Below are 22379 nucleotides of genomic sequence, written 5' to 3'. Positions count from 1 at the left end.
GCGCGGGTTGCCGTGCTGGTCATGGGTGAGGAACGCGATAACCGCTCAGCAAAAAGACCACGGACCGCTCGCGTTCGACCCAGGCGGAGGTGTCCAGGTCGACGGACTGCAGCAGTGCGCATTCGACGTCGTAGCCGCCGTCGGCCAGCGCCCGGCCGAGCGATTCGGCCTCGTCGCGGGTGGCGGCGTGGGTGACGATGCGTTCGGGGCGGCGGGCCGCGCAGGCGGTGACGACCTCCGCACCCCCGCCGCCGACCCGGATGACATCCGGTTCCGGCAGGTCCTCCAGGATCTGCGGCGCCCGCCCGTGGACGACCTGGAGTTGGACGCCGTGCCGGCGGGCGAGGGCGGCGGTGCGCGCGCAGGCGTCCGCGTCGGTGTCCACCGCGATGACCGCGGCGCCGAAGCGCGCGGCCTCCACCGCGGCGGCCCCGACGCCGGCACCGATGTCCCAGACCAGGTCGCCCACCTGCGGCCCGAGGCGGGCGAGTTGCGCGGTGCGCAGGGTGACGGACTCCCCCTCACCGAGGACACCGCCGTACGCACCGGCCGGAAGTCCCCAGCCGCGCGGGCCCTTCGGCCCGCCCACCTCGCGGCCGGCGAGCCAGCCGGTGCCCTGCTCCGCCGCGCCGCCGGGCGAACCACCCACCACAATCACGACATTGGGGTCACGCCAGACATGGTCGGCGACCTTGTCCGATGTGAGGACCGTCACCCGCTCCCGGTCGGTGCCCAGGTCCTCGCAGATGACGAAGGTGCGGTGGACGCCGCCGAGCAGCAGCGCGAGTTCGGCCGGTCCGGCGCCGGGCGAGGTGAGCACCGCGACCTTGGGGTGGGCGCGGCAGACGTTCACCGCGCGGCGCAGCTCGCGGCTGTGGGCGACCACGATCCGGGCGTCGTCCCAGGGCATGCCGGCCCGGGCGAAGGCGGCCGCGACGGAGGAGACGGCCGGTACGACCTCCACCTCCAGGCCGTGCTCGGGGGCCCGCAGGGTGCGCACGACGCCGAAGAAGCCGGGGTCGCCGTCGGCGAGCACGACGGCGGTGCCGCGGTGCTGGGCGATCCGGCGGGCGGCCAGGGTCACGCTGCCGAGCCGGATCCGCTCGGCGCGCGGCGGGACTTCGGGCAGTGCGAGGTGATGGGCGGCGCCGGCCACGAGGGTCGCGGCGCCGAGGGCGGAGCGGGCGGCGGCGGTCAGCGGAGAGCCGTCCCATCCGATCACCGTGACCCGGTCGGCCATGCTCGTCAGTCTCCTGGGTCTGCTGTGGTTACGCGCGCGGCCGCGGCCGGGCCGCAGGCCGGTGGCGCTGCCGCCGGGGTCCGCCGGTCCGTGCCGGTCGCGCGGGTGCGCGGCAGGCCGAGGGTACCCCGAGTGGTACGGACCTGCGTGCGGGCGTGTGCCGCTCCCCCGTCGGGCGGGGGGTCAGTTCCACTCGGGGTAGGTGAACCCGTTGGCGTCCGCGAGCCGGCCGGGGACCCCGTCGAGGTCCTCGGGCAGCAGGCTCCACACGATCAAGTCGGTGCGGATGTCGGTCCAGCCGCCGTCCTCGGTGCGGCTGCGGGCTATGAAGGCGTTGCGCAGCACGCCCTCGCTGATGCAGCCGATCTTCTGGGCGACCTGCTGGGAGGCGGTGTTGCCCGCCGCGGTGCGCAGCTCCAGGCGCTCGAACTTCTGGTCGTGGAAGACCCACTGGGCGGTGGCGAGCGCCGCCTCGGAGGCGTAGCCCTCGCCGCGGGCCCAGGAGGCCACGATGTAGGAGAGTTCGGTGGAGCGCAGCCGCCAGTCCGTGTTGCCGAGCCGGACCACACCGACCAGGCGCTGGGTGAGGAACTCGGTGACGGCGAAGTCGATCCCGCGGCCGGCGGTGCGCTCGGCGGGCGCGTCCTCGGCGACCCAGGCGCGGGCGGCGGCGCGGGTGTAGGGCTGGGGCACCTCGGTCCAGGCCGCGACCAGCTCGTCGTTCATCATGTCCGCCAGCGCCGGCACATCGGCCGCTTCGAGGGGGCGCATCACCAACCGGTCCGTGCTGATGGAGATGTCCGGAAAGGTGGATGTCATGCCGCTGCTCCCACGCCGTTGACTGTGGTGTCCGGAACGTCGCGGGCTGTGAGACCGCGAGGTCACGGGCCGTCTTGACCGTCTTGAATGCACCAGCATGCAGCATCGGCGGCGGGGTGTGCCACGCGCGTGGGCCCCGGCCGCGCACTCGGCGGTCCGGGGCCCACGGGGCGTCCGTGCGGTCGGCCACCCGGCGGTGACCTGTGCGGACGGGGCGGCTCAGCTGCCGGCCGGGCCGAAGGCCGGGATGACCGAGCCGTCCTTGTACTTGTCCTCGATGAACTTCTTGACCTCGGGGGAGTTCAGGAGCTTGGCCAGCTTCTTGATCCGCGGGTCGTTCTCGTTGCCCTTCTTGACCGCGAGGAAGTTGGCGTAGGGGTTGCCCTTCGCCTTCTCCAGCGCCAGCGCGTCCTTGGAGGGCTTGAGCTTCGCGCCGATGGCGAAGTTGCCGTTGATGACCGCGGCGTCGACGTCGTCGATGCGGGGGGCGGTCTGCGCGGCCTCCAGCTCGGTGATCTTGACGCCCTTGTCGTCCTTGACGTCGGTCAGCTTGGCGTCGGAGCCGGCGCCGGGCTTGAGGGTGATCACGCCGTGGTCGGCGAGCAGCTTGAGCGCACGGCCCTCGTTGGAGGGGTCGTTGGGGACCGAGACGGTGCTGCCGGCCTTCAGCTCCGAGAGCTTGTGGATCTTCTTGGAGTAGACGCCCAGCGGCTCGATCAGCACATTCTGGACGGGCACGATGTGCGTGCCGTTCTCCTTGTTGAAGGTGTCCAGGAACGGCTTGTGCTGGAAGAAGTTGGCGTCGACCTGGCCGTCGTCGGTGACCTTGTTGGGGATCTTGTAGTCGTTGAACGGCTTGACGACCAGCTTGAGCCCCGCCTTGGCGGCCAGCTTGTTCTTGACGAAGTCGAGGATGGCGCCGTGCGGGGTGGGGCTGGCGGCGACGACCAGGGGCGCGTTCTTGTCACCCTTGTCGCTGCTGGCGGTGGTGTCGGAGGGGGCGGAGCAGGCGCTCGCGCCGAGGGCGACGGCGGAAGCGGCGGCGACGGCCACGGTGATCTTGACGGTGTTGCGCACGAAGAGTGCCTCTTTCTTGTTCGCACACGGGGGTTCCTGTGCGGTGTCCGCCCGGCAAAGGGTCCGGGCTCTCGGGCCGGAGCGGGTGGCTCCGGGTTCAGGCGGCTTCGGTGACGGCGGCCGGCTCCTCGGGGCGGGTGCGGCGCAGGCCGACGCGCAGGGAGGAGGCCCGGGTGCCGCGCTGGGCGAGCCGGCGCACGAGGCGGTCGCCGAGCACCTGGACGAGGGTGACCAGGAGGATCAGCTCCACCACGGTGGCGATCATCAGCGGGGTCTCGTACTGCTGGTAGCCGTAGGTGTAGGCGAGGTCGCCCAGCCCGCCGCCGCCGACCGCGCCGGCGATGGCGGAGTAGCCGATCAGCTGGATGACCAGGGTGGTGACGCCCGCGATCAGCGCGGGCAGCGCCTGCGGGAGCAGCACCTTGAAGACGATGGTCCAGGTGCCGCCGCCCATGGCGTGGGCGGCCTCGACCAGGCCGTGGTCGACCTCGCGCAGGGCGGCCTCCACCAGCCGGGCGAAGAACGGCACGGCGGCGATCACGAGCGGGACCACCGCGCCGGTCGGGCCGATGGAGACGCCGACGAGGAACCGGGTGAAGGGGATCAGCACCACGATCAGGATCAGGAACGGGAAGGACCGCCCGATGTTCACGATCGCGCCGAGCACCTTGTTCACGACGATGTTCTGCAGGATCGCGCCGCGGTGGGTCAGGTGCAGCAGCACGCCGAGCGGGATGCCCAGGAGCACCGCGTAGAACCCCGACCACCACACCATGAAGAGGGTGTCGAGCGTGCGGTCGTACAGCAGCGGCTGCATCTCGTTCCAGGTCACTTGGCACCTTCCTTCCGCGGCGCGCCGGCGGGCACCGGGGTCACGGCTTCGTCGACGGCTTCGGCGGTCACGTCCGCCACGTCCACCTGCAGCCCCTGCTCCCGCAGGAAGCCGATGGGCACGACGTTCTCCTCGAAGCGGCCGGGCAGCTCGATGCGCATCCGGCCGACCTGCTTGCCGCCGACGGTGTCCATGGCGGCGCCGAGGATCGAGATGTCGACGTTGTAGGTGCGCGACAGCTCGGAGATCACCGGGCGGGTGGCGGCCGCCCCGTGGAAGGTGATGTCGACGACGGTGCGGTCCTCGGCCGAGGGCTCGCCGCCGACCGGGAACAGCTCGCGGGCCAGCTCGCTGCCGGGGGTGGCGAGCAGTTCGGCGACGGTGCCCTGCTCGACGACCCGGCCGTTCTTCATCAGCGCGGCCGAGTCGCAGATCGACTTGACCACGTCCATCTCGTGCGTGATGAGCACGATGGTCAGGCCCAGCTTGCGGTTGAGGTCGCGCAGCAGCTGGAGGATGGAGCGGGTGGTCTCCGGGTCCAGGGCGCTGGTGGCCTCGTCGGAGAGCAGCACCTTGGGGTCGCCGGCCAGCGCGCGGGCGATGCCGACGCGCTGCTTCTGGCCGCCGGAGAGCTGGGCGGGGTAGGCCTTGGCCTTGTCGGCGAGGCCGACCAGGTCCAGCAGCTCCAGCGCCTTGCGGGAGCGCTCGCGGCGATCGACCTTGAGGATCTCCAGCGGCAGCTCGACGTTGTCCTGGACGGTGCGCGAGGACAGCAGGTTGAAGTGCTGGAAGACCATGCCGATGTGGCTGCGGGCGGCGCGCAGCGGGGCGCTCGCGCGCTGGCCGCGTCCGGCGAGCGAGGTCAGTTCCTGGCCGGCGACGGTGACCGTGCCGGAGGTGGGGCGCTCCAGGAGGTTGAGGCAGCGGATGAGGGTGGATTTGCCGGCGCCGCTCTGGCCGATGACGCCGTACACCTCGCCCTCGCGGACGTGCAGATCGACGCCGTCCAGGGCGGTGACTTCGCGGTCTCCGGAACGGTAGACCTTGGTCAGGCCCGAAGTGGTGATCACAGGGAATTCCGTCACTGTCGAGTGCTCGGCGGTCGTCCGCCGGGCACGGGGCATTCTTGCGAGTGCGGCAGGGGGGAACGGGGGCGGGCGCGGGGCCCGGCTCCGGGTTCCGGTGACGCGGGGCGGCCGTGGCCGTCGGCTGTCCGGCGAACGGCACATGGCAGCGGGGTCTCGCTTCGGGGCGCGAGGCTCAGGCGGGGGCCCTCAGCGGTCACACATTCGACACATGCAACGAGCACCGGGCGTCAGGTACGCCTCGGTCGCAGGGGTGCGGTAGCTCGTCGTGGTCATGGCCGGAAGTAAACCAGACAGCTGTGCGGGTCGCTCAAGCCGGTCCGCATGGTGGACATACCTGACCGACCCGTGGACAGCGTGCTACGACGCGATGGTGATCTCCACCGCTCCGTCCGTGGCCTGGGCGGATACCGCCGAGAGGTCGGGGACCACGGCATCCGCCGACAGCTCCTCGGCCCGGTGCGTTGTGGCCAACGCCACGGTCACCATGCCGGCCGCGCGGCCGGCCGCCAGCCCGACGGGGGCGTCCTCGAAGACCACGCAGCGGGCCGGGTCCGCCCCCAGCCGCCGGGCGGCCAGCAGGAACGGCTCCGGGTCCGGCTTGCCGCGGCTGACGTCGTCGGCGGCGATCACGTTCTTCGGCCGGATCCCCGCCTGTCCGAGCCGGGCCTCGGCCAGCCGGCGGCTGGCGGAGGTGACCACCGCCCACCGCTCGGCCGGCAGGCTCTCCAGCAGGGCCAGCGTGCCGGGCAGCGCCACCACTCCCCCAGCATCCTCGACCTCCAGCTGCTCGATGCGGGCCACCGCGGCCGGCACCACGTCCGCGGGGAGCAGGTCGGCGACTATCTCCGCCGCCGGGCGGCCGTGCAGCGCGACCCGGGCGAAGTCCTCCTCGGTGACCCCGTACTCCCGGGCCCACCGGGACCAGCAGCGGTAGACGGACTCCAGGGAGGAGATGAGGGTGCCGTCGTTGTCGAAAAGGAGCGCGTCAGCGGTGATCTTCATGCTTCAGGAGCGTACGTGCCCCGGTGGGGCCGGGGACGGCCGCCCGCCCCGGGGCGATTAGCATCACCCCATGCTCCACAACCCCACGGCGCACCGGCCGGCCGCCCGGAGGCCCCGGTGATCGACGCGCTGACGGTCGCGGTCGCGGTGACCGCTCTCGCCCTCGCCTGCTGGTGCGGCCTCGCCGCCTTCCGTGACCAGCCCACCAAGGACTGGCACTTCATCGGCATGGCCCTGGTGTCGCTGCTCGGCGTCGTCCAACTGGTCATCGCCGTCGTGCAGTTGGCCGGCGGACACTCGCCGGACAAGGGCACCGCGCTCTTCGTGGCGTATCTGCTCGGGGCCGCCGCGTGCGTGCCCGCGACCGGGTTCATGTCGCTCTCGGAGCGCACTCGCTGGGGTTCGGCCACCGCCGCCGCGGGCGCCGTGGTGCTGGCCGTATTGGAAGTACGGCTGTTCGACATCTGGGGAGGCGGCAGTGCCTGAGACCACCACGGCCCACGAGCCGGCGGGCGCCGTGCCGGCGAGGCGTTCGCTGGGCACCGGCCCGGGGCGGCTGCTGGTCGCGCTCTACGGCGTCTTCACCGTCGCGGCCGCGTCCCGCTCGCTCTACCAGCTCCTCGCCCAGTTCGACCGGGCCCCGCTGGCGTACAGCCTCTCGGCGCTCTCCGCGGTCGTCTACGCGTTCATCCTCTTCTCGCTGGTGCGCGGTGGTGAGGGCGCCCGCCGGGCCGCGCTGGCCTGCTGCGCCCTGGAACTGGCCGGGGTGCTCGGCGTCGGCACCTGGACGCTGCTGGACCCCTCCGCCTTCCCCGACGCCACGGTCTGGTCGGACTACGGCATGGGCTATCTGTTCATCCCGGTCATCCTGCCCGTCACCGGGCTGCTGTGGCTGCGCCGGGCCCGTACGGAGCGGCCGGCCGCCCCGGCAGAAGGCTGAGGGCGGGCCCGCGCCGGGCCCGCCCCCTGTGGTCGTCGCGCGCGGCCCGCTACGCCTGCGCGGCCAGCTCGCCCACGCCCGGTCCGGCGGGGGCCGCCACCGGGGCGACCTGCCGGACCGCATCCTTCTCCAGCGTCACCACTCCCCGGCGGGAGCCGGACTCCCCGGTGGCCACGGGCGCATAGCCGTGGCTGCGGTAGAGCCGCAGGTTGCCGTCGCGCTGCCCGGCGAACAGGCGGTAGCGCAGGGCCGCGTGCTCGTCCGCGAGCCGCCGCTCCACCGCGTCGAGCAGCCGCCCGCCCAGGCCGTGCCGCCGCAGCCGCGGGTGCACGATGAGCTTGGCGATCCGCGCGGTGCCGTCCTCGCCGACCGTGCCGCGCACGGACCCGACCACCTCCTCGCCGAGCCGGGCGACCACGACGCAGCCCTCGCCCAGCTCGGCGCGCAGCGCCTGGAGCGTCTGGGTGAGCGGCTCGATGCCGTAGTCGTCGTGGAGCGCGGCTTCCTGCTGGTAGCAGAGGTACTGGAGTTTGAGGATCTGCTCGGCTTCCTGGTCGGTCGCCGCAGAGATGGTCACACTCGTGCCCATGCGCCTATGCCTCCCCTATTCGGTTCGCTGGCCCGGGCGCGCTGAGGGTGTGAGGGTGCGCCCGGAACGATGTGCCCTGACAGGCGGGAGCCGCGGGGTACCCGGCGCCGCCGTGGCGGGGCTGACACTGCTCCCTCCGGACTCCCCGGAAAGTGGCAGCGGCAATCTCCGCCGCGAGCATTCTGCGCGGGCGCACCGGACGAGCGGAACGGACCGGCGGCCGGCTCTCCTGTGACATTCCCAACTCAGATGAGAGTGCGGCGAGGTGGCGCCGTCCGGGCGGGCCCGGCCGCGGTGGCGGCCGGGCCCGGTCCCGGTCAGTGCTTGCGGAACTCCGCGGCGGCCAGCAGCGCGGTGTCGCAGTTGTCGGAGAACAGGCCGTCAATGCCGGTGCCCAGCAGCGCCTTGAAGTAGGCGAAGGAGTCGCCGTAGGCGTTCGGGTCGGAGCCGCGGCGCAGATCCGTCGGCAGGAAGGTGTTCTCGTTGCGGACCGTGTACGGGTGCAGCACCAGGCCCGCGGCGTGGGCGTCCTTGACGACGGAGGTGGGCGTGCCCAGCTTGCCGTCCTTGTCCCGCGGGATGATCACCGTGAGGTCCGGGCCGATGCCCTGGGCGAAGCCGGCGATCCACTTCAGGCCCTCGGGCTTGATCAGATCGGCGACCGTGCGCGGGTCCCCGGCCTGCTCGAAGTCCCAGGGCCGGGTGTCGGGCGTGCCCAGCAGCACGACCTTCGGGCAGCCGACGAGCTTGCCCAGGCGCTGGAGGCTGCTGGGCTCGAAGGACTGGAGGAAGTTCGGGGAGTCCTTGCGGTGCCGGCCGTGGGCGCGCAGCGCCTTGGCCACCCGCTCCTCCAGCGGCAGGCCGAGCCCCCGGAAGTAGGTGGGGTGCTTGGTCTCGATGTGCAGCCAGACCCGGCGGCCCCGCTTGCGGCCCTCGCGCTCGGCCCACTGCAGGACCTCCTCGAACGTCGGCACCTCCCACCGGCCGTCGTAGAGGGTGTTGTGCTGGCGGGTGCCCGGTATGCGCTCCTTGGCGCGCAGCGTCTTGAGCTCGGCGAGCGTGAAGTCCTCGGTGAACCAGCCGGTCAGCTTCACCCCGTCGACGGTCTTGGTGGTCTTGCGGCCGGCGAACTCGGGGTGCGCGGAGACATCGGTGGTGGCGGTGATGTCGTTCTCGTGGCGGCACACGAGGTGGCCGTCCTTGGTGGGGACGAGGTCCTGCTCGATGACGTCCGCGCCCATGTCGAGGGCGAGTTGGTAGGAGCCGAAGGTGTGCTCGGGGCGGTAGCCGCTGGCACCGCGGTGGCCGATGATCAGCGGGACCGGCAGGTCCCGGGCGGCCTCCCGACCGCGTTCCCGGGCACTGGCCTGGCCGGCCGCGCCGAACACCGCCGCTCCCGCACCGAGGGCCGCCGCCCCCAGCAGCGTCCGCCGTCCCGGCTGCTCCCGCTTGTGCATACGCACACTCCTTCGATGAGATGTTCTGTCGTCCTGCGCGTGCTTCCGGGTGTTTTCCGGCGTGCGGTGAGGCGTGTTGCACCCCGGCCCACGGAACCAGGCCGATCGTAAGCACGGACGGGTGACGCCGGGGAGACGCGCGCGAAGTTCAGGGGGAACATTGGGAGGTAACACACGTCAACTGTGTGTATCGACCTCGTAAACCCGATGTGCGCGCGGGAGTGACCCGCGAGTATCGTCCTGGGCTGCAGAGTTCTGTGCCTGCTCGACTTGACCACCACGACCCGGAGGGCCCGTTGTCCCGCATTGTGCTGAAGGCGATTCTCGGATTCGTCATGCGTGTCCTGTACCGCCCGAAGGTGGAGGGCATGGAGCGCATTCCGGCGACCGGGCCGGTGATCCTGGCCGGTAACCACGTCACGTTCATCGACTCGCTCTTCCTGAGCCTGGTGGTCAAGCGCCCGGTGTACTTCATCGGCAAGGACGAGTACGTCACCGGCAAGGGCCTCAAGGGCCGCGCGATGGCCTGGTTCTTCACCAGCTCCGGCATGATCCCGGTGGACCGGGACGGCGGGCACGGCGGGGTCGCCGCGCTGATGACCGGCCGCCGGATCCTGGAAGAGGGCAGCGTCTTCGGCATCTACCCCGAGGGCACCCGCTCCCCCGACGGCCGGCTCTACCGCGGCCGCACCGGCATCGCCCGGCTGACCCTGATGACCGGCGCGCCCGTGGTCCCGTTCGCGATGGTCGGCACGGACAAGGTGCAGCCCGGCGGCAAGGGCCGCCCGCACATCGCGCCGGTGACGGTGCGCTTCGGTGCCCCGCTGGACTTCTCCCGCTACGACGGCATGGACCGCGACCGCTATGTGCTGCGCGCCGTCACCGACGAGGTGATGAGCGAGGTCATGGAGCTGTCCGGCCAGGAGTACGTCGACATCTACGCCACCAAGGCCCGCGCCGCCTGACCGCCCGCCGCCGCACGCCGGGCCCCCTCCGTTCCGCGGAGGGGGCCCGTTTCGTGCGTGTGCCCGCCGGGCGGGGGTCAGCAGGGCACCCGGAAGCCGCCGGGGCCGCGCCGTCCCCCGCCGCTGCTGCGCGCCGTGCGCAGCGCGGCCTCGGCCCGCGGGACCGGGCTGCCGTCGGCCTGGAGGAGTTGCTGGTGGCGGACGACGGTGCCGGTGCGGGCGCCGGGCACCCCCGCGTTCTTGACCGACACCCGGTTCAGCGGAGCCGGTGACAGCCGCTTCTTCGTCCGCACATAGGAGACGAAGCTCTCGAAGTCGCGGGTGTGCCGGACCGGTGCGGTGAACCCGGTGAAGGCGCTGAAGCCGTCCTGGTTGATGAGGGTGTAGGAGGGGGCGGCGAGTCGGTAGCGGCGGGTGAGGCTGAGGGCGGTGCCGTCGATGAAGACATCGGTCGGGTCGATCCTCCGGCCGACCGGCCCCGCGGCGTCGAAGGTGTAGCGGACGTTGGCGGAGACGGCCAGCGGCGAATAGCCCAGGCCGCCGCCGGCGATCGGCGTCCACTGCTCCTCCAGCGCGTCGTGGATCTGCCGGCCGGTGACCGTGACGGTCATGATCGGATCGCCGAAGCCGACGGAGTTCCAGGCCTGCGCGAAGGTGACGGTGCCGCCCGACGCCTCGTCACGGATCAGGTCGCCGGCGATCACGGCCTGGCCGATGCGCGGCGCGACGGCGATGACGGCGAGGTCGGCGGGGGTGTTGGGGTGCTCCGCTGGGTCATCCATCGGGCCGTGCTCCTGGCGGCCCGCCCACAGGGCCCAGTCGGCCACGAGGTCGCCCATGGTGGACTCCCCCGCGGCGTTGCGCCGCCGGGTGAAGGAGGCCGTCTGGGTGCCCAGGCTGCTGCGAGCGCGCTTGGTGCCGTAGTCCGCCCAGTAGCCGGCGATCGAGCGCAGCTCGGGGTCCGGCGTCACATCGCGGGTGTTGGGGTGGTTGACGGAGGTGGTCAGCTCCCGGATCACCGAGCCGGTGGCGGGGTCCAGCCGCAGATTGATCTCGTTGATGAGCTGGCCGTAGCAGCCGGCCTCGACGAACGGCCGGGGATCGCCGTTGGGGTCGGGCAGCATCATCGTGAAGGCGCAGTGCCAGTGGCCGGTGACGATGGCGTCGATGTCCGGGGAGGCGCGCAGCGCGAGTTCGTAGGCGGGCCCGGAGGGGTTCTTGCCGCTGGAGAAGTCGCTGCCGGCCACCGCGCCGTCGTGCATGCTCAGCACGATCGCGTTGACGCCGCGCTTCTTGAGTTCCGCGGCGCAGCGGTTGGCGGTCGCCAGCTCGTCCAGGGTGCGCAGGCCCGGCTGGTAGGAGCCGGGGAAGGACTCGGTGCCGATGGCGGTCAGATGGATGAAGCCGATCGGCAGCCGGCGGCCGCCGCCGGCGTCCACCTGCACGATGTTGTAGGGCGGCAGCACCAGTTCGCCGTTGGAGTGCCAGACCATGTTGGCGCTGTAGTAGGGGAACTCAGCGCCGCGGAAACGGCGGCCCGTGGAGTCCTTGAAGTCGTCGTCGCGGCCGATGACCGGGTAGCTGTCGCCGTCCTCCATGTGCGAGGTGAGGTAGGTCGCGGACTTGTCGAACTCGTGGTTGCCGGCCGAGGCGAAGTCCAGGCCCATGGCGTTGAGGGCCTCGATGGTGGGCTCGTCGGCGAAGGAGGCGGCGTCGAACTCCCAGCCGGAGAAGAGGTCGCCGGGGGCGAAGAAGAGGGAGTTGCGGCGGCCGTCGCGCAGCCGTTCCAGGTGGGCGGCCATATAGGCGACGCCCCCGACGGTGTAGGTCTTCCCGCCGGCTCCGGTGATGATCGAGTGGGCGCCCGGGGCGCCCTGGAGGTAGCCGTGCAGGTCGGTGATGTTGAGGAGTTGGACGTCTACGTACTCGTCGGCGCCGGCCGCGTCGCGGGCGTGGCCGGTGGCGTAGGCGTTGCTGCCGATGGCGCTCGCGGTGGCCAGAGCCCCCGCAGCGGTGAAGAAGGAGCGTCGTCCGATGTCGCGCACTGCGTCACTCTCCTGAGCGGGCCGTCCGTGAGGGGACGACGGGAGAGTCAAGCAAGCCGCTCGGGACGGCCGGTCACCACGACGCGTACCGGGCGTGAACGGGCGGGGGACAGTCGCCCCCAGGGCGTGTCCCGTGGATCATGCAGGGTGCGCGGCACCTGATCCACGGGACACGCCCTGGGGCGCGGTGTGTGCCCGCCGTCCGGCGGAGGGCCGTTCGGCGAGACGGGTGTTACGGGCGCTCGGCCGGGCCGGGCCTTGGGGGCTCCTGCCCGCTCGTGGCGAAGGCCGCGGTGTCGGCGCCGGCCGTGCTGCTGCCCAGCTCCTGGCCGCGGAGCAGGAACCAGGCGGCTCCCGCGGCGGCCAGCAGGACCGCCGCGCCCACCCCGGCGGCGACGTCCACCCCGTCCACGAAGGACTCCTGAGCGGCCTTCAGCAGCGCCCCGCCCTGGCCGCCGGGGAGTTGGCCGGCGGTCTCGACGGCGCCGCCGAGCGACTCCCGGGCGGCGTCGGCGGCGGGCTCGGACACCCCGCCGGGCGTCGGGAAGCCCCGGTAGATGCTGGTGACGATGGAGCCGAGCAGGGCGATGCCGAGGGCCGCGCCGAGTTCGTAGGCCGTCTCGGAGACCGCGGAGGCGGCGCCCGCCTCCTCCTTGGGCACATTGGACAGGATCACATCGGCGGTGACGGTGAACGAGAAGCCCGCGCCGACGCCGACGACGAAGAGGATGAAGCACAGCGCCGCGGTGCCGGTGTCGGCGTGCAGGGTGGTGCAGCCGACCAGCGCCAGCCCCACCACGGCGAGGCCGCCGGCCACCACGATCCGCACCGACAGCTTCCGGGCGACCCAGCCGGCCGCCAGGCCCGCGCCCACCGCGCCGATCGCGGCCGGGAGTTCGACCAGCCCGGCGTTCAGCGGCGGCCGCTGCTGCACCATCTGGAGGAACTGGGAGAGGAAGAAGACCAGGCCGGACAGCCCGAGGATGGTCAGCAGGTCCGCCAGCACCGCCCCGGAGAAGCCGCGGTGCGCGAAGAGCTTCATGTTCAGCAGCGGCGAGGGCAGGGTCAGCTGCCGGCGGACGAACCAGATCAGCGCGAGCACCCCGAGGACGCCGGCCAGGGCGATGTCCCAGCGGTAGCCCTCCACCGCCGCTTCCTTGATGGCGTAGACGACGGCGACGATGCCGACGAGGGAGAGCCCGACGCTGGGGATGTCCCAGGGGCCGGGGTCCGGATTGCGCGACTCCGGGATGACCTTGGCGCCGACGGCGACCAGCAGCGCCATCACCGGAAGGTTGATCAGGAAGACCGAGCCCCACCAGAAGTGGCCCAGCAGGAAGCCGCCGAGGACCGGCCCGACGGCCATGCCGGCCGAGGCCATCGCGCCCCAGATGCCGATGGCGAGGCTGCGCTCCCTGGGGTCGTGGAAGAGGTTGCGGATCAGCGCGAGGGTGGCGGGCATCAGCGTCGCGCCGGCCACGCCCTGGAGGGCACGCGCGGCGATCATCATCTCCGCGCTGGAGGCGTACGCGGCGAGCACCGACATCGCGCCGAAGCCGACGGAGCCGATCAGCAGCAGCTTCTTGCGGCCGACGCGGTCGCCGAGGCTGCCCATGGACACCAGCAGACCGGCGATGACGAAGGAGTAGATGTCACCGATCCACAGCAGCTGGGTGCCGGAGGGGCGCAGGTCCTCGCTGAGGAAGGGGGTGGCGAGGCCGAGGACCGTGGCATCGACGCCGACCAGCAGAACGGCGAGGACCAGGACGGCCAGCGCGAGCCAGCGCCCCGGCCGGGGCTGGTCGTCCACATGGGCCGAACCGGCCGGTCCTGACGCTATGGTCTCGGTCATTTCTCCATGCTCCGTCGGATGCCGCCGAGCAGCAGCTCGGCGATCGAGTGGTTGAGGTCGTTGCGGGCGACGCGTCCTTCGTGGACGGCCCAGGCGCCGGCGCCGATCAGTCCGTAGAGCGCCTCGGTGAGCCAGGCCGGGCTCAGATCGATCCGGAAGTCGCCCTCTTCATGACCGCGTCGGAACAGGGCGGAGATCCGGGCGTCGAGTTCCAGCCAGCCGGCGTTGATCTCGCCGCCCTCGAAGAGCTGGTTCTCGGTGGAGAGGAAGGCCAGCATGGCGGCGTGCGGTTCGGTCTCGCCGATCAGCCGGCGCAGCGCCCCGACGGCGTCCCCCTCCGCCAGCCGCGCCCGGTCGACGGCCTGCGCGAACTGCGCTATCCCCTGCTCCTCCAGCGCCTTGATCAGCGCGTCGCGCCCGGCGAAGTGCCGGTGCAGGGTCGCCCTGCTGATGCCCGCCGCGCGGGCGATCTCGTCCATCGAGGTCGTCGCCCGCCGCGTGAGCAGCGCGGCGGCCTCCTTGAGTACCTGCTCCCGATCCACAGCCATGAGACATACAGTACCCGAATGAGACGTCGATGTCTCACAATCTCGTCGCCGGCCCCTCCACGGCAGGGGCGGGCCGCCGCTCCCCACCAACGACGGCGGCCCGCCCCCGGTCTCTCCCGGGGGCGGGCCGCCGTCGTACGCGTCGAATGTCAGGGGTGCTTCAGGGGCTGCTTGGCCGCCGCCCACTCCTGCTGCCCGGCCAGGTCGGCCCGCACCTCGGCGAGCTGGACCGCCACCGCCGAGGGGGCGGTGCCGCCGCGGCCGCTGCGGGCGGCGAGCGCGCCCTGGACGTTCAGCACGCCGCGCACCTCCGGGGTCAGATGCGGCGAGATCTTCGCGAACTGCTCATCGGTGAGCTGGTCCAGCTCGATGCCGTGCGCCTCGCACTCCTTGACGCACTCCCCCGCGACCTCGTGCGCCACCCGGAACGGCACACCCTGCTTGACCAGCCACTCCGCGATGTCGGTGGCCAGCGAGAAGCCGGCCGGGGCCAGCTCCTCCATCCGCGCGCGGTTGACGGTCAGGGTCGCCATCATGCCGGTGAACGCCGGGAGCAGCACCTCCAGTTGGTCGCAGGAGTCGAAGACCGGCTCCTTGTCCTCCTGGAGGTCGCGGTTGTACGCGAGCGGCAGTGCCTTGAGCGTGGCCAGCAGCCCGGTCAGATTGCCGATGAGGCGGCCGGACTTGCCCCGTGCCAGCTCCGCGATGTCCGGGTTCTTCTTCTGCGGCATGATCGACGAGCCGGTGGAGAAGGCGTCGTGCAGGGTCACGAAGGAGAACTCCTTCGTGTTCCAGAGGATGATCTCCTCCGCGATCCGCGAGAGGTTGACCCCGGCCATCGCCGTGATGAAGGCGAATTCGGCGACGAAGTCACGCGAGGCCGTGCCGTCGATGGAGTTGCCGACCGAGCCGCGCTCGAAGCCGAGGTCGGCGGCGACCGCCTCCGGGTCGAGGCCGAGCGAGGAGCCGGCCAGCGCGCCCGAGCCGTACGGGGAGACGGCGGTGCGCTCGTCCCACTGCCGCAGCCGCTCCGCGTCCCGGGACAGCGACTGCACATGCGCCAGGACGTGGTGGGCGAAGAGCACCGGCTGGGCGTGCTGGAGGTGGGTGCGGCCCGGCATCGCGACGTCCGGGTGCGCCTCGGCGAGGCCGACCAGCGCCTCCTGAAGGTCGGCGAGCAGCCCGCCGATGATCCGGGCGTGGTCGCGCAGGTACATCCGGAAGAGCGTGGCGACCTGGTCGTTGCGCGACCGGCCGGCCCGCAGCTTGCCGCCGAGGTCCGGGCCGAGCCGCTCCAGCAACCCCCGCTCCAGGGCGGAGTGGACGTCCTCGTCGGCGACGGTGCCGGTGAACGAGCCGTCGGCGACATCGGCTTCGAGCCGGTCGAGCCCGTCGAGCATCCGGGTCAGCTCGTCCTCGGTGAGCAGGCCCGCCGTGTGGAGCACCCGGGCGTGCGCGCGGGAGCCGGCGATGTCGTACGGGGCCAGCCGCCAGTCGAAGTGGACCGACGCCGACAGCTGGGCCAGCGCCTCGGCGGGCCCGTCGGCGAACCGGCCGCCCCAGAGCCGGACGTCACCGCTGTTGCTGCTCACTGCTGCTCCTCAAGGCTGCTGTGACGGGCATTCCGGGACGCGTCCCGGGCCCCCTGTGCCGCCTCCCCCGAGGCCCGTGCGGACCAGGGGGGATCCCCGCCCCGCCGCGGGGGCGGGGAGGCGGCGCTGTACGAAGGTAACGAGGCGGATCAGGCCAGGTCGCGCTTGGCCGCGATCTTGCTCGACATGCCGAAGAGCTCGATGAAGCCCTTCGAGAGCGACTGGTCGAAGGTGTCGCCGGTGTCGTACGTCGCGAGGTTGAAGTCGTACAGCGACCGGTCCGACTTCCGGCCGGTGACGACCGCGCGGCCGCCGTGCAGGGTCATCCGGATGTCGCCGCTGACCTGCTGGTTGGCCTCGTTGATGAAGCCGTCCAGGGCGCGCTTGAGCGGGGAGAACCACAGGCCGTCGTAGACCAGCTCGCCCCAGCGCTGCTCGACCTGCCGCTTGTAGCGGGCCAGTTCGCGCTCGACGGTGACGCTCTCCAGCTCCTGGTGCGCGGTGATCAGCGCGATGGCGCCGGGCGCCTCGTACACCTCGCGGGACTTGATGCCGACCAGCCGGTCCTCGACCATGTCGATCCGGCCGATGCCCTGGCCGCCGGCCCGCTCGTTGAGCTGCTGGATGGCCTGGAGGACGGTGACGGGCTTGCCGTCGATGGCGACCGGCACGCCCTCCTTGAAGGTGATGACGACCTCGTCGGCCTCCCGCTGGGTGGCGGGGTTCTCCGTGTACTCGTACACGTCCTCGATCGGCGCGTTCCAGATGTCCTCCAGGAAGCCGGTCTCCACGGCCCGCCCGAAGACGTTCTGGTCGATGGAGTACGGCGACTTCTTGGTGGTCGCGATCGGGAGGTCCTTCTCCTCGCAGAAGGCGATCGCCTTGTCCCGGGTCATCGCGTAGTCGCGGACCGGGGCGATGCACTTCAGGTCGGGGGCGAGGGAGGAGATACCGGCCTCGAAGCGGACCTGGTCGTTGCCCTTGCCAGTGCAGCCGTGGGCGACGGTGGTGGCGCCGTGCTTCTTGGCGGCGGCGACCAGGTGCTTGACGATGGTCGGCCGGGAGAGCGCGGAGACCAGCGGGTAGCGGTCCATGTACAGGGCGTTGGCCTTGATCGCCGGGAGGCAGTACTCGTCGGCGAACTCGTCCTTGGCGTCCGCGACCTCGGCCTCGACCGCGCCGCAGGCAAGCGCACGCTTGCGGATGACGTCCAGGTCCTCGCCGCCCTGGCCGACGTCCACGGCAACGGCGATGACCTCGGCGCCCGTCTCCTCGGCGATCCAGCCGATACAGACGGAGGTGTCCAGGCCGCCCGAGTAGGCGAGTACGACGCGCTCGGTCACGGGTTTCTCCTTACGGTGCATACGCTGATGGGTATAAGTATGCACTCCACTGTATGCTTCGTCAACGCATCGGAGAACATGCAGGTCAGCGGCGTGTCGACGGTGCGAGTCGGGGCCTCAGAGGCCCTCCCGGAGCACCTCGGTGAGCACGGCCGCATGGCTGAAGGAGACATCCTTCGTGGCCGTCAGCAGCGTCAGCGGGCCCTCGGCGGCGAGCCCCCGCAGCCGCTCCAGCGCCTCCGGGGCGCCCTCCTGCGCCAGCTCCGCGCGATACCGCTCGGCGAATTCCTCGAACCGCTCCCCCTGGTGGCCGTACCAGCGACGCAGCTCGTTCGACGGCGCCACGTCCTTGCACCACTCGGTGAGCCGCGCGTCCGCCTTCGACAGCCCGCGCGGCCAGAGCCGGTCGATCAGCACCCGCGCCCCGTCCGCCGACTCCGGCGCCTCGTACACCCGGCGCACCCGGAGGGCGTCCTTCGGGAACATTTCACCCATATCTCATCGAATCACGGGCACCGGCCCCCCGCCGGGAGGCCGGGACGCACCCCCGGTGGGCCCCGCTTTGGATTCATGGCCCGGGACAGGGTATTTTTCTTCTGCACACCCCGGCCGGGCATCTTCCGGCCGGCACGGGCACCGGGACGTGGCGCAGCTTGGTAGCGCACTTGACTGGGGGTCAAGGGGTCGCAGGTTCAAATCCTGTCGTCCCGACGGTGTTTTTGCAGGTCAAAGGCCGCTTCCGAAGATCGGGAGCGGCCTTTGCCGTGTGCGGTGCGCGCTGCGGCGCCGGTGGGAGCCCAGGCCGCGGCGGGCCCGGGCGGGCGGCGGCCGGCCGGGGCGGCGCACGGGTCGGCCCGCCCCGGTCGGCCCACCGGCCTACGGCACCGCGTCCGACGACAGATCGCGCTGGTGCGGTATCGCGATCTCCTCCGGCTTCTGGAGGGCCACGGTCCGCGCCGGGGAGGGGATCCGGATGCCCTCGTCCCGGTAGCGCCGGTGCAGGCGCTTGATGAACTCGTGCTTGATCCGGTACTGGTCGCTGAACTCGCCGACGCCCAGGATCACCGTGAAGCCGATGCGGGAGTCACCGAAGGTGTGGAAGCGGACGGCCGCCTCGTGGTCGGGGTCGCCGCCGTTGACGTCCTTCATCACGCTCTCGACGACCTCGGTGGTGACCCGCTCGACGTGGTCGAGGTCGCTGTCGTAGCCGACGCCCACCTGCACCAGGATCGTCAGCTTCTGTTCCGGGCGGGTGAAGTTGGTCATGTTGGTGCCGGCCAGCTGGGCGTTGGAGATGATCACCAGGTTGTTGGAGAGCTGACGCACCACGGTGTTGCGCCAGTTGACGTCGACGACATAGCCCTCCTCCCCGCTGCTGAGCCGGATGTAGTCGCCGGGCTGCACCGTCTTGGAGGCGAGGATGTGCACGCCCGCGAAGAGGTTGGCGAGGGTGTCCTGGAGGGCCAGGGCGACCGCGAGGCCGCCCACGCCGAGCGCGGTCAGCAGCGGGGCGATGGAGATGCCCAGGGTCTGCAGGACGACGAGGAAGCCCATCGCCAGGACGATGATGCGGGTGATGTTGGCGAAGATGGTCGCCGAGCCGGCCACCCCGGAGCGGGACTGCGCGAGGGACTTCACCAGGCCGGTGATCACCCGGGCCGCGGTGAGCGTGACGACCAGGATGAGCAGCACGGTCAGCGTCCGGTTGACGGTGTGTCCGATCACCGGGGTCAGCGGCAGCGCGGCGGTGGCGGCCGCCAGTCCGCCGGCGACCGCGCCCCAGGGCACCACGGCCCGCAGGGCGTCGACGATGACATCGTCGCCGCTCCACCGGGTGCGCAGCGCGTGCTTGCCCAGCCAGCGCAGGGCGACGCGCAGCAGCAGTCCGGCCACGATGCCGGCGGCCAGCGCCGCTCCGGCCACGATCAGGTCGTGCAGTGTCACAGCGCGGTTCACCGGCCGGCTCCTCCCGCGACCGGAAGGAGCGGGCCTGCTATGCACCGGATGTGATGTCTCGTCACCATGCCACCTGCTTGTCTCTAGGGCTGCGAAGGCGCCGGGACATCCGTGGACGTCCCGGCGCGAACTGCCATCCTGCCGTATGGGGTTCGGCAGGCAGCGGGTGGCTCGGGTGGATTCCGCGCACGGACGCCGCACGGGTCGCGGCGGGGCGCTCGGGGTGGTGGCGAAGGGCGCCGGGGAGCGTCCCCGGCGGCCCGGCGCGCCCAGGGCCCGTCCGTTGGATCAGGCCTAGTGCGCCTTCTGTGCCAGTCGCAGCAGATGGGCGGCGAGGGCCTGGCCGCCCGCCGGGTCGCGGCTGATGAGCATCAGGGTGTCGTCGCCGGCGATGGTGCCGAGGATGTCGTGCAGTTCGGCCTGGTCGATGGCCGAGGCCAGGAACTGGGCGGCGCCCGGCGGGGTGCGCAGGACGACGAGGTTGGCGGACGCCTCGGCGGAGATGAGGAGTTCGCCGGAGAGGCGGCGCATCCGCTCCTCCTTGGCCGACTCGCCCAGCGGCGCCCGCGGCTTGCGGTCGCCGCCCTCGCTGGGCACCGCGTAGATCAGCTCGCCGCCGGTGTTGCGGATCTTCACCGCGCCCAGCTCGTCCAGGTCGCGCGAGAGCGTCGCCTGGGTGACGGACAGGCCGTCGTCGGCGAGCAGCTTGGCGAGCTGGCTCTGGGAGCGGACCGGCAGCCGGTTGAGGATGTCCACGATCCGCCGGTGGCGGGCGGTGCGGGTCTGCGGTACGGCCTGGCCGCCGTTGAGCGACTCGTTGTCCTGCGGCTCGGTCATCGTTGTCGTCAGTCTCCGGCTCGTCGTTCCCCGTCGGCCCCTTGGCGGGCCGTGTTGAGGACGGCGGGCAGCTTCCGGAGGAACTCCTCCGCTTCGTCGTCGGAGACGATCAGCGGCGGGGCGAGCCGGATCACGTCCGGCGCGACCGCGTTCACCAGGAGGCCCGCGTCCTGAGCCGCCTGCTGCACCTGCGGCGCGAGCGACTCCGTCAAGACGATACCCAGGAGCAGCCCCGCACCGCGGACCTGGCCGACCAAGGGGTGCCCCAGGGCCTCGGTCCCGGTGCGCAGCCGCTCGCCGACGCGCTTGACGTGATCGAGGAGGCCGTCCTTCTCGATGGTGTCCAGGACGGCGAGGGCGCCGGCGCAGACGACCGGGTTGCCGCTGAAGGTCGACCCGTGCGATCCGGGGGTGAGCAGGTCGGCGGCGGGGCCGAAGGCGAGGGTGGCGCCGATGGGCAGGCCGCCGCCCAGGCCCTTGGCGAGGGTGACGATGTCCGCCTCGACGCCCTGGGCCCCGGACTCCAGCCAGTGGCCGGTGCGGCCGATGCCGGTCTGGATCTCGTCGAGGACCAGCAGGGTGCCGGTGGCGGCGGTGATCTCGCGGGCGGCCCGGAGGTAGCCGGGCGGCGGCACGACCACGCCGTTCTCGCCCTGGAGGGGCTCCAGGATGACGAAGGCGGTGTCGGTGGTGACGGCCGCGCGCAGGGCCTCGGTGTCGCCGTAGGGAACGTAGTCGACGTCGCCGGGCAGCGGGGCGAACGGGGCCTGCTTGGCGGGCTGGCCGGTGAGCGCGAGGGCGCCCATGGTGCGGCCGTGGAAGCCGCCGGCCGTGGAGACCATGTGCGTGCGGCCGGTCAGCCGGCCGATCTTGAAGGCGGCCTCGTTGGCCTCGGCGCCGGAGTTGGAGAAGTAGACCCGGCCGGGGCGTCCGGCGAGCGCGAGCAGCCGCTCGGCCAGGGCGACGGTGGGCTCGCTGACGAAGAAGTTGGAGACGTGGCCGAGCGTGGCGACCTGGTCGGAGACCGCGCGGACCACCGCGGGGTGGGCGTGGCCGAGGGAGTTGACCGCGATGCCGCCGAGGAAGTCGAGGTACTCCTTGCCGTCGGCGTCCCACACCCGGGTGCCCTCGCCGCGTACGAGCGGGACGCGGGGGGTGCCGAAGTTGTCCATCATGGCGCCCTGCCAGCGCCCGGTGAGGTCCGCGTTGGTCACCGGACCGTGGCCGTGTGCCGCGTCGCTCATGCCGTCCCCTCGATCGTGTTCGCGTCCGGCACGACCATCGTGCCGATCCCTTCGTCGGTGAAGATCTCCAGCAGGATCGAGTGCTGGACCCGCCCGTCGATGACCCGGGCGGTGTGCACGCCGTTGCGGACGGCGTGCAGGCAGCCCCGCATCTTGGGGACCATGCCGCTGGCCAGGTCGGGCAGCAGCTTCTCCAGTTCCGTGGCGGTGAGGCGGGAGATCACCTCGTCGCTGTTCGGCCAGTCCTCGTAGAGGCCCTCGACGTCGGTGAGGACCATCAGGGTCTCGGCGCCGAGGGCCGCGGCGAGTGCGGCCGCGGCGGTGTCGGCGTTGACGTTGAAGACGCCGGACGCGCCGGAGCTCGTGGACGCCGCGTCCTCCTCGTCGCTGCTGCGGGCGATGGAGGAGATGACCGGGATCCGGCCGTCGTCCAGCAGCGCGTGGACCGCGCCGGGGTCGATGGCGGTGATCTCGCCGACCCGGCCGATGTCCACCCGCTCCCCGTCGATGTCGGCGTAGTGCTTGGTGGCCGCCATCAGATGGGCGTCCTCGCCGGTCATGCCGACGGCGAGCGGGCCGTGCTCGTTGAGCAGCCCGACCAGCTCCCGCTGCACCTGTCCGGCCAGCACCATCCGTACGACGTTCATCGCCTCGGGCGTGGTGACCCGCAGGCCGCCCTTGAACTCCGACTCCAGGCCGAGCAGGTCGAGCTGGGCGCTGATCTGCGGGCCGCCGCCGTGCACGACGACGGGGCGCAGCCCGGCGTGCCGCAGGAAGACCACGTCCTGGGCGAAGGCGCGCTTGAGCTCCTCGTCGATCATGGCGTTGCCGCCGAACTTGATGACGACGGTCTTGCCGTGGTGCCTGGTCAGCCAGGGCAGCGCCTCGATGAGGGTGCGCGCCTTGGGAAGTGCGGTGTGCTTGCGGGTGCTCATGCCGGTCCGGCCTCGTTT

21 protein-coding genes and 1 tRNA gene are annotated in these 22379 nt (G+C 71.9%); 4 read left to right on the top strand and 18 right to left on the bottom strand.

Translation table 11 applies throughout. The features are described 5' to 3' along the window. Positions 1 to 19 precede the first annotated feature (19 nt). From cbiE to IEY78_RS15190, 6 genes are all read right to left on the bottom strand, one after another. The gene (cbiE, locus tag IEY78_RS15215; RefSeq protein ID WP_189098486.1) at positions 20 to 1240 is read right to left on the bottom strand and encodes a precorrin-6y C5,15-methyltransferase (decarboxylating) subunit CbiE; all 1221 of its coding nucleotides are present in this window, start codon (positions 1238 to 1240) and stop codon (positions 20 to 22) included. A 183-nt stretch (positions 1241 to 1423) separates the two neighbouring features. Further along, positions 1424 to 2059, bottom strand: a complete 636-nt coding sequence (locus IEY78_RS15210; RefSeq protein WP_189098484.1) for a GNAT family N-acetyltransferase — start codon at positions 2057 to 2059, stop codon at positions 1424 to 1426. A gap of 219 nt (positions 2060 to 2278) precedes the next feature. Next, positions 2279 to 3136, bottom strand: coding sequence for a MetQ/NlpA family ABC transporter substrate-binding protein (locus tag IEY78_RS15205; RefSeq protein WP_189098483.1), 858 nt, complete (start codon positions 3134 to 3136; stop codon positions 2279 to 2281). A gap of 97 nt (positions 3137 to 3233) precedes the next feature. Continuing rightward, on the bottom strand, positions 3234 to 3968 hold the full coding sequence (locus IEY78_RS15200) for a methionine ABC transporter permease (protein ID WP_189098481.1): 735 nt from the start codon (positions 3966 to 3968) through the stop codon (positions 3234 to 3236). Next, a complete protein-coding gene (locus tag IEY78_RS15195) occupies positions 3965 to 5038 on the bottom strand; it encodes a methionine ABC transporter ATP-binding protein (RefSeq protein ID WP_189098479.1) in 1074 nt (357 codons plus the stop codon). Before IEY78_RS15195 ends, IEY78_RS15200 begins: the two co-directional genes overlap by 4 nt. A gap of 375 nt (positions 5039 to 5413) precedes the next feature. Beyond that, the gene (locus tag IEY78_RS15190) at positions 5414 to 6058 is read right to left on the bottom strand and encodes an HAD family hydrolase (RefSeq protein ID WP_189098477.1); all 645 of its coding nucleotides are present in this window, start codon (positions 6056 to 6058) and stop codon (positions 5414 to 5416) included. 117 nt (positions 6059 to 6175) lie between these two features. Here IEY78_RS15190 and IEY78_RS15185 point away from each other — a divergent pair, with 117 nt between their 5' ends. Next, the gene (locus tag IEY78_RS15185) at positions 6176 to 6544 is read left to right on the top strand and encodes a hypothetical protein (RefSeq protein WP_189098475.1); all 369 of its coding nucleotides are present in this window, start codon (positions 6176 to 6178) and stop codon (positions 6542 to 6544) included. Next, positions 6537 to 6998: a hypothetical protein gene (locus IEY78_RS15180; protein WP_189098473.1), complete on the top strand. Its 462-nt coding sequence runs from the start codon at positions 6537 to 6539 to the stop codon at positions 6996 to 6998. Before IEY78_RS15185 ends, IEY78_RS15180 begins: the two co-directional genes overlap by 8 nt. A 49-nt stretch (positions 6999 to 7047) precedes the next feature. Here IEY78_RS15180 and IEY78_RS15175 read toward each other — a convergent pair whose 3' ends face one another. Both IEY78_RS15175 and IEY78_RS15170 read right to left on the bottom strand, forming a co-directional pair. After that, positions 7048 to 7587: a GNAT family N-acetyltransferase gene (locus IEY78_RS15175; protein WP_189098471.1), complete on the bottom strand. Its 540-nt coding sequence runs from the start codon at positions 7585 to 7587 to the stop codon at positions 7048 to 7050. A 317-nt stretch (positions 7588 to 7904) separates the two neighbouring features. Then, positions 7905 to 9044, bottom strand: coding sequence for a glycerophosphodiester phosphodiesterase (locus IEY78_RS15170; RefSeq protein WP_189098469.1), 1140 nt, complete (start codon positions 9042 to 9044; stop codon positions 7905 to 7907). Positions 9045 to 9340: 296 nt separating this feature from the next. Here IEY78_RS15170 and IEY78_RS15165 point away from each other — a divergent pair, with 296 nt between their 5' ends. Then, positions 9341 to 10009: a lysophospholipid acyltransferase family protein gene (locus IEY78_RS15165; protein ID WP_189098468.1), complete on the top strand. Its 669-nt coding sequence runs from the start codon at positions 9341 to 9343 to the stop codon at positions 10007 to 10009. Between the two features lie 77 nt (positions 10010 to 10086). Here IEY78_RS15165 and IEY78_RS15160 read toward each other — a convergent pair whose 3' ends face one another. The 6 genes from IEY78_RS15160 to IEY78_RS15135 all read right to left on the bottom strand — a co-directional run bounded on the left by IEY78_RS15160 (position 10087) and on the right by IEY78_RS15135 (position 17884). Beyond that, the gene (locus tag IEY78_RS15160; protein ID WP_189098467.1) at positions 10087 to 12054 is read right to left on the bottom strand and encodes a bifunctional metallophosphatase/5'-nucleotidase; all 1968 of its coding nucleotides are present in this window, start codon (positions 12052 to 12054) and stop codon (positions 10087 to 10089) included. Between the two features lie 232 nt (positions 12055 to 12286). Next, complete coding sequence (locus IEY78_RS15155) at positions 12287 to 13906, bottom strand: MFS transporter (RefSeq protein ID WP_189098466.1); 1620 nt, start codon at positions 13904 to 13906, stop codon at positions 12287 to 12289. Continuing rightward, entirely contained in the window at positions 13903 to 14454 is a 552-nt protein-coding gene (locus tag IEY78_RS15150; protein WP_189098465.1) for a TetR/AcrR family transcriptional regulator, read from the bottom strand. Before IEY78_RS15150 ends, IEY78_RS15155 begins: the two co-directional genes overlap by 4 nt. Positions 14455 to 14603: 149 nt before the next feature. Continuing rightward, positions 14604 to 16046, bottom strand: coding sequence for an argininosuccinate lyase (argH, locus tag IEY78_RS15145; protein WP_189098464.1), 1443 nt, complete (start codon positions 16044 to 16046; stop codon positions 14604 to 14606). A gap of 149 nt (positions 16047 to 16195) precedes the next feature. Further along, positions 16196 to 17389, bottom strand: a complete 1194-nt coding sequence (locus IEY78_RS15140; RefSeq protein WP_189098463.1) for an argininosuccinate synthase — start codon at positions 17387 to 17389, stop codon at positions 16196 to 16198. Positions 17390 to 17506: 117 nt separating this feature from the next. Continuing rightward, complete coding sequence (locus tag IEY78_RS15135) at positions 17507 to 17884, bottom strand: DUF488 domain-containing protein (protein ID WP_189098462.1); 378 nt, start codon at positions 17882 to 17884, stop codon at positions 17507 to 17509. A 142-nt stretch (positions 17885 to 18026) separates the two neighbouring features. Here IEY78_RS15135 and IEY78_RS15130 point away from each other — a divergent pair. Beyond that, positions 18027 to 18100 (top strand) — tRNA-Pro (locus IEY78_RS15130). 165 nt (positions 18101 to 18265) lie between these two features. Here IEY78_RS15130 and IEY78_RS15125 read toward each other — a convergent pair. The 4 genes from IEY78_RS15125 to argB form a co-directional block, all read right to left on the bottom strand. Then, a complete protein-coding gene (locus IEY78_RS15125) occupies positions 18266 to 19345 on the bottom strand; it encodes a mechanosensitive ion channel family protein (protein ID WP_189098460.1) in 1080 nt (359 codons plus the stop codon). A 294-nt stretch (positions 19346 to 19639) separates the two neighbouring features. Next, complete coding sequence (locus IEY78_RS15120) at positions 19640 to 20182, bottom strand: arginine repressor (RefSeq protein ID WP_189098458.1); 543 nt, start codon at positions 20180 to 20182, stop codon at positions 19640 to 19642. An 8-nt stretch (positions 20183 to 20190) separates the two neighbouring features. Then, the gene (locus tag IEY78_RS15115; RefSeq protein WP_189098456.1) at positions 20191 to 21426 is read right to left on the bottom strand and encodes an acetylornithine transaminase; all 1236 of its coding nucleotides are present in this window, start codon (positions 21424 to 21426) and stop codon (positions 20191 to 20193) included. Then, positions 21423 to 22361, bottom strand: a complete 939-nt coding sequence (gene argB, locus IEY78_RS15110) for an acetylglutamate kinase (protein ID WP_189098454.1) — start codon at positions 22359 to 22361, stop codon at positions 21423 to 21425. The genes IEY78_RS15115 and argB overlap by 4 nt, the downstream gene beginning before the upstream one ends. Positions 22362 to 22379: the final 18 nt, after the last annotated feature.

The sequence above is a fragment of the Streptomyces kronopolitis genome (genome assembly GCF_014646275.1).
GTDB lineage: Bacteria > Actinomycetota > Actinomycetes > Streptomycetales > Streptomycetaceae > Streptomyces > Streptomyces kronopolitis.
The sequence above is the reverse complement of the archived record's forward strand: the minus strand, read 5'-3'. Positions and strand labels throughout refer to the sequence as shown.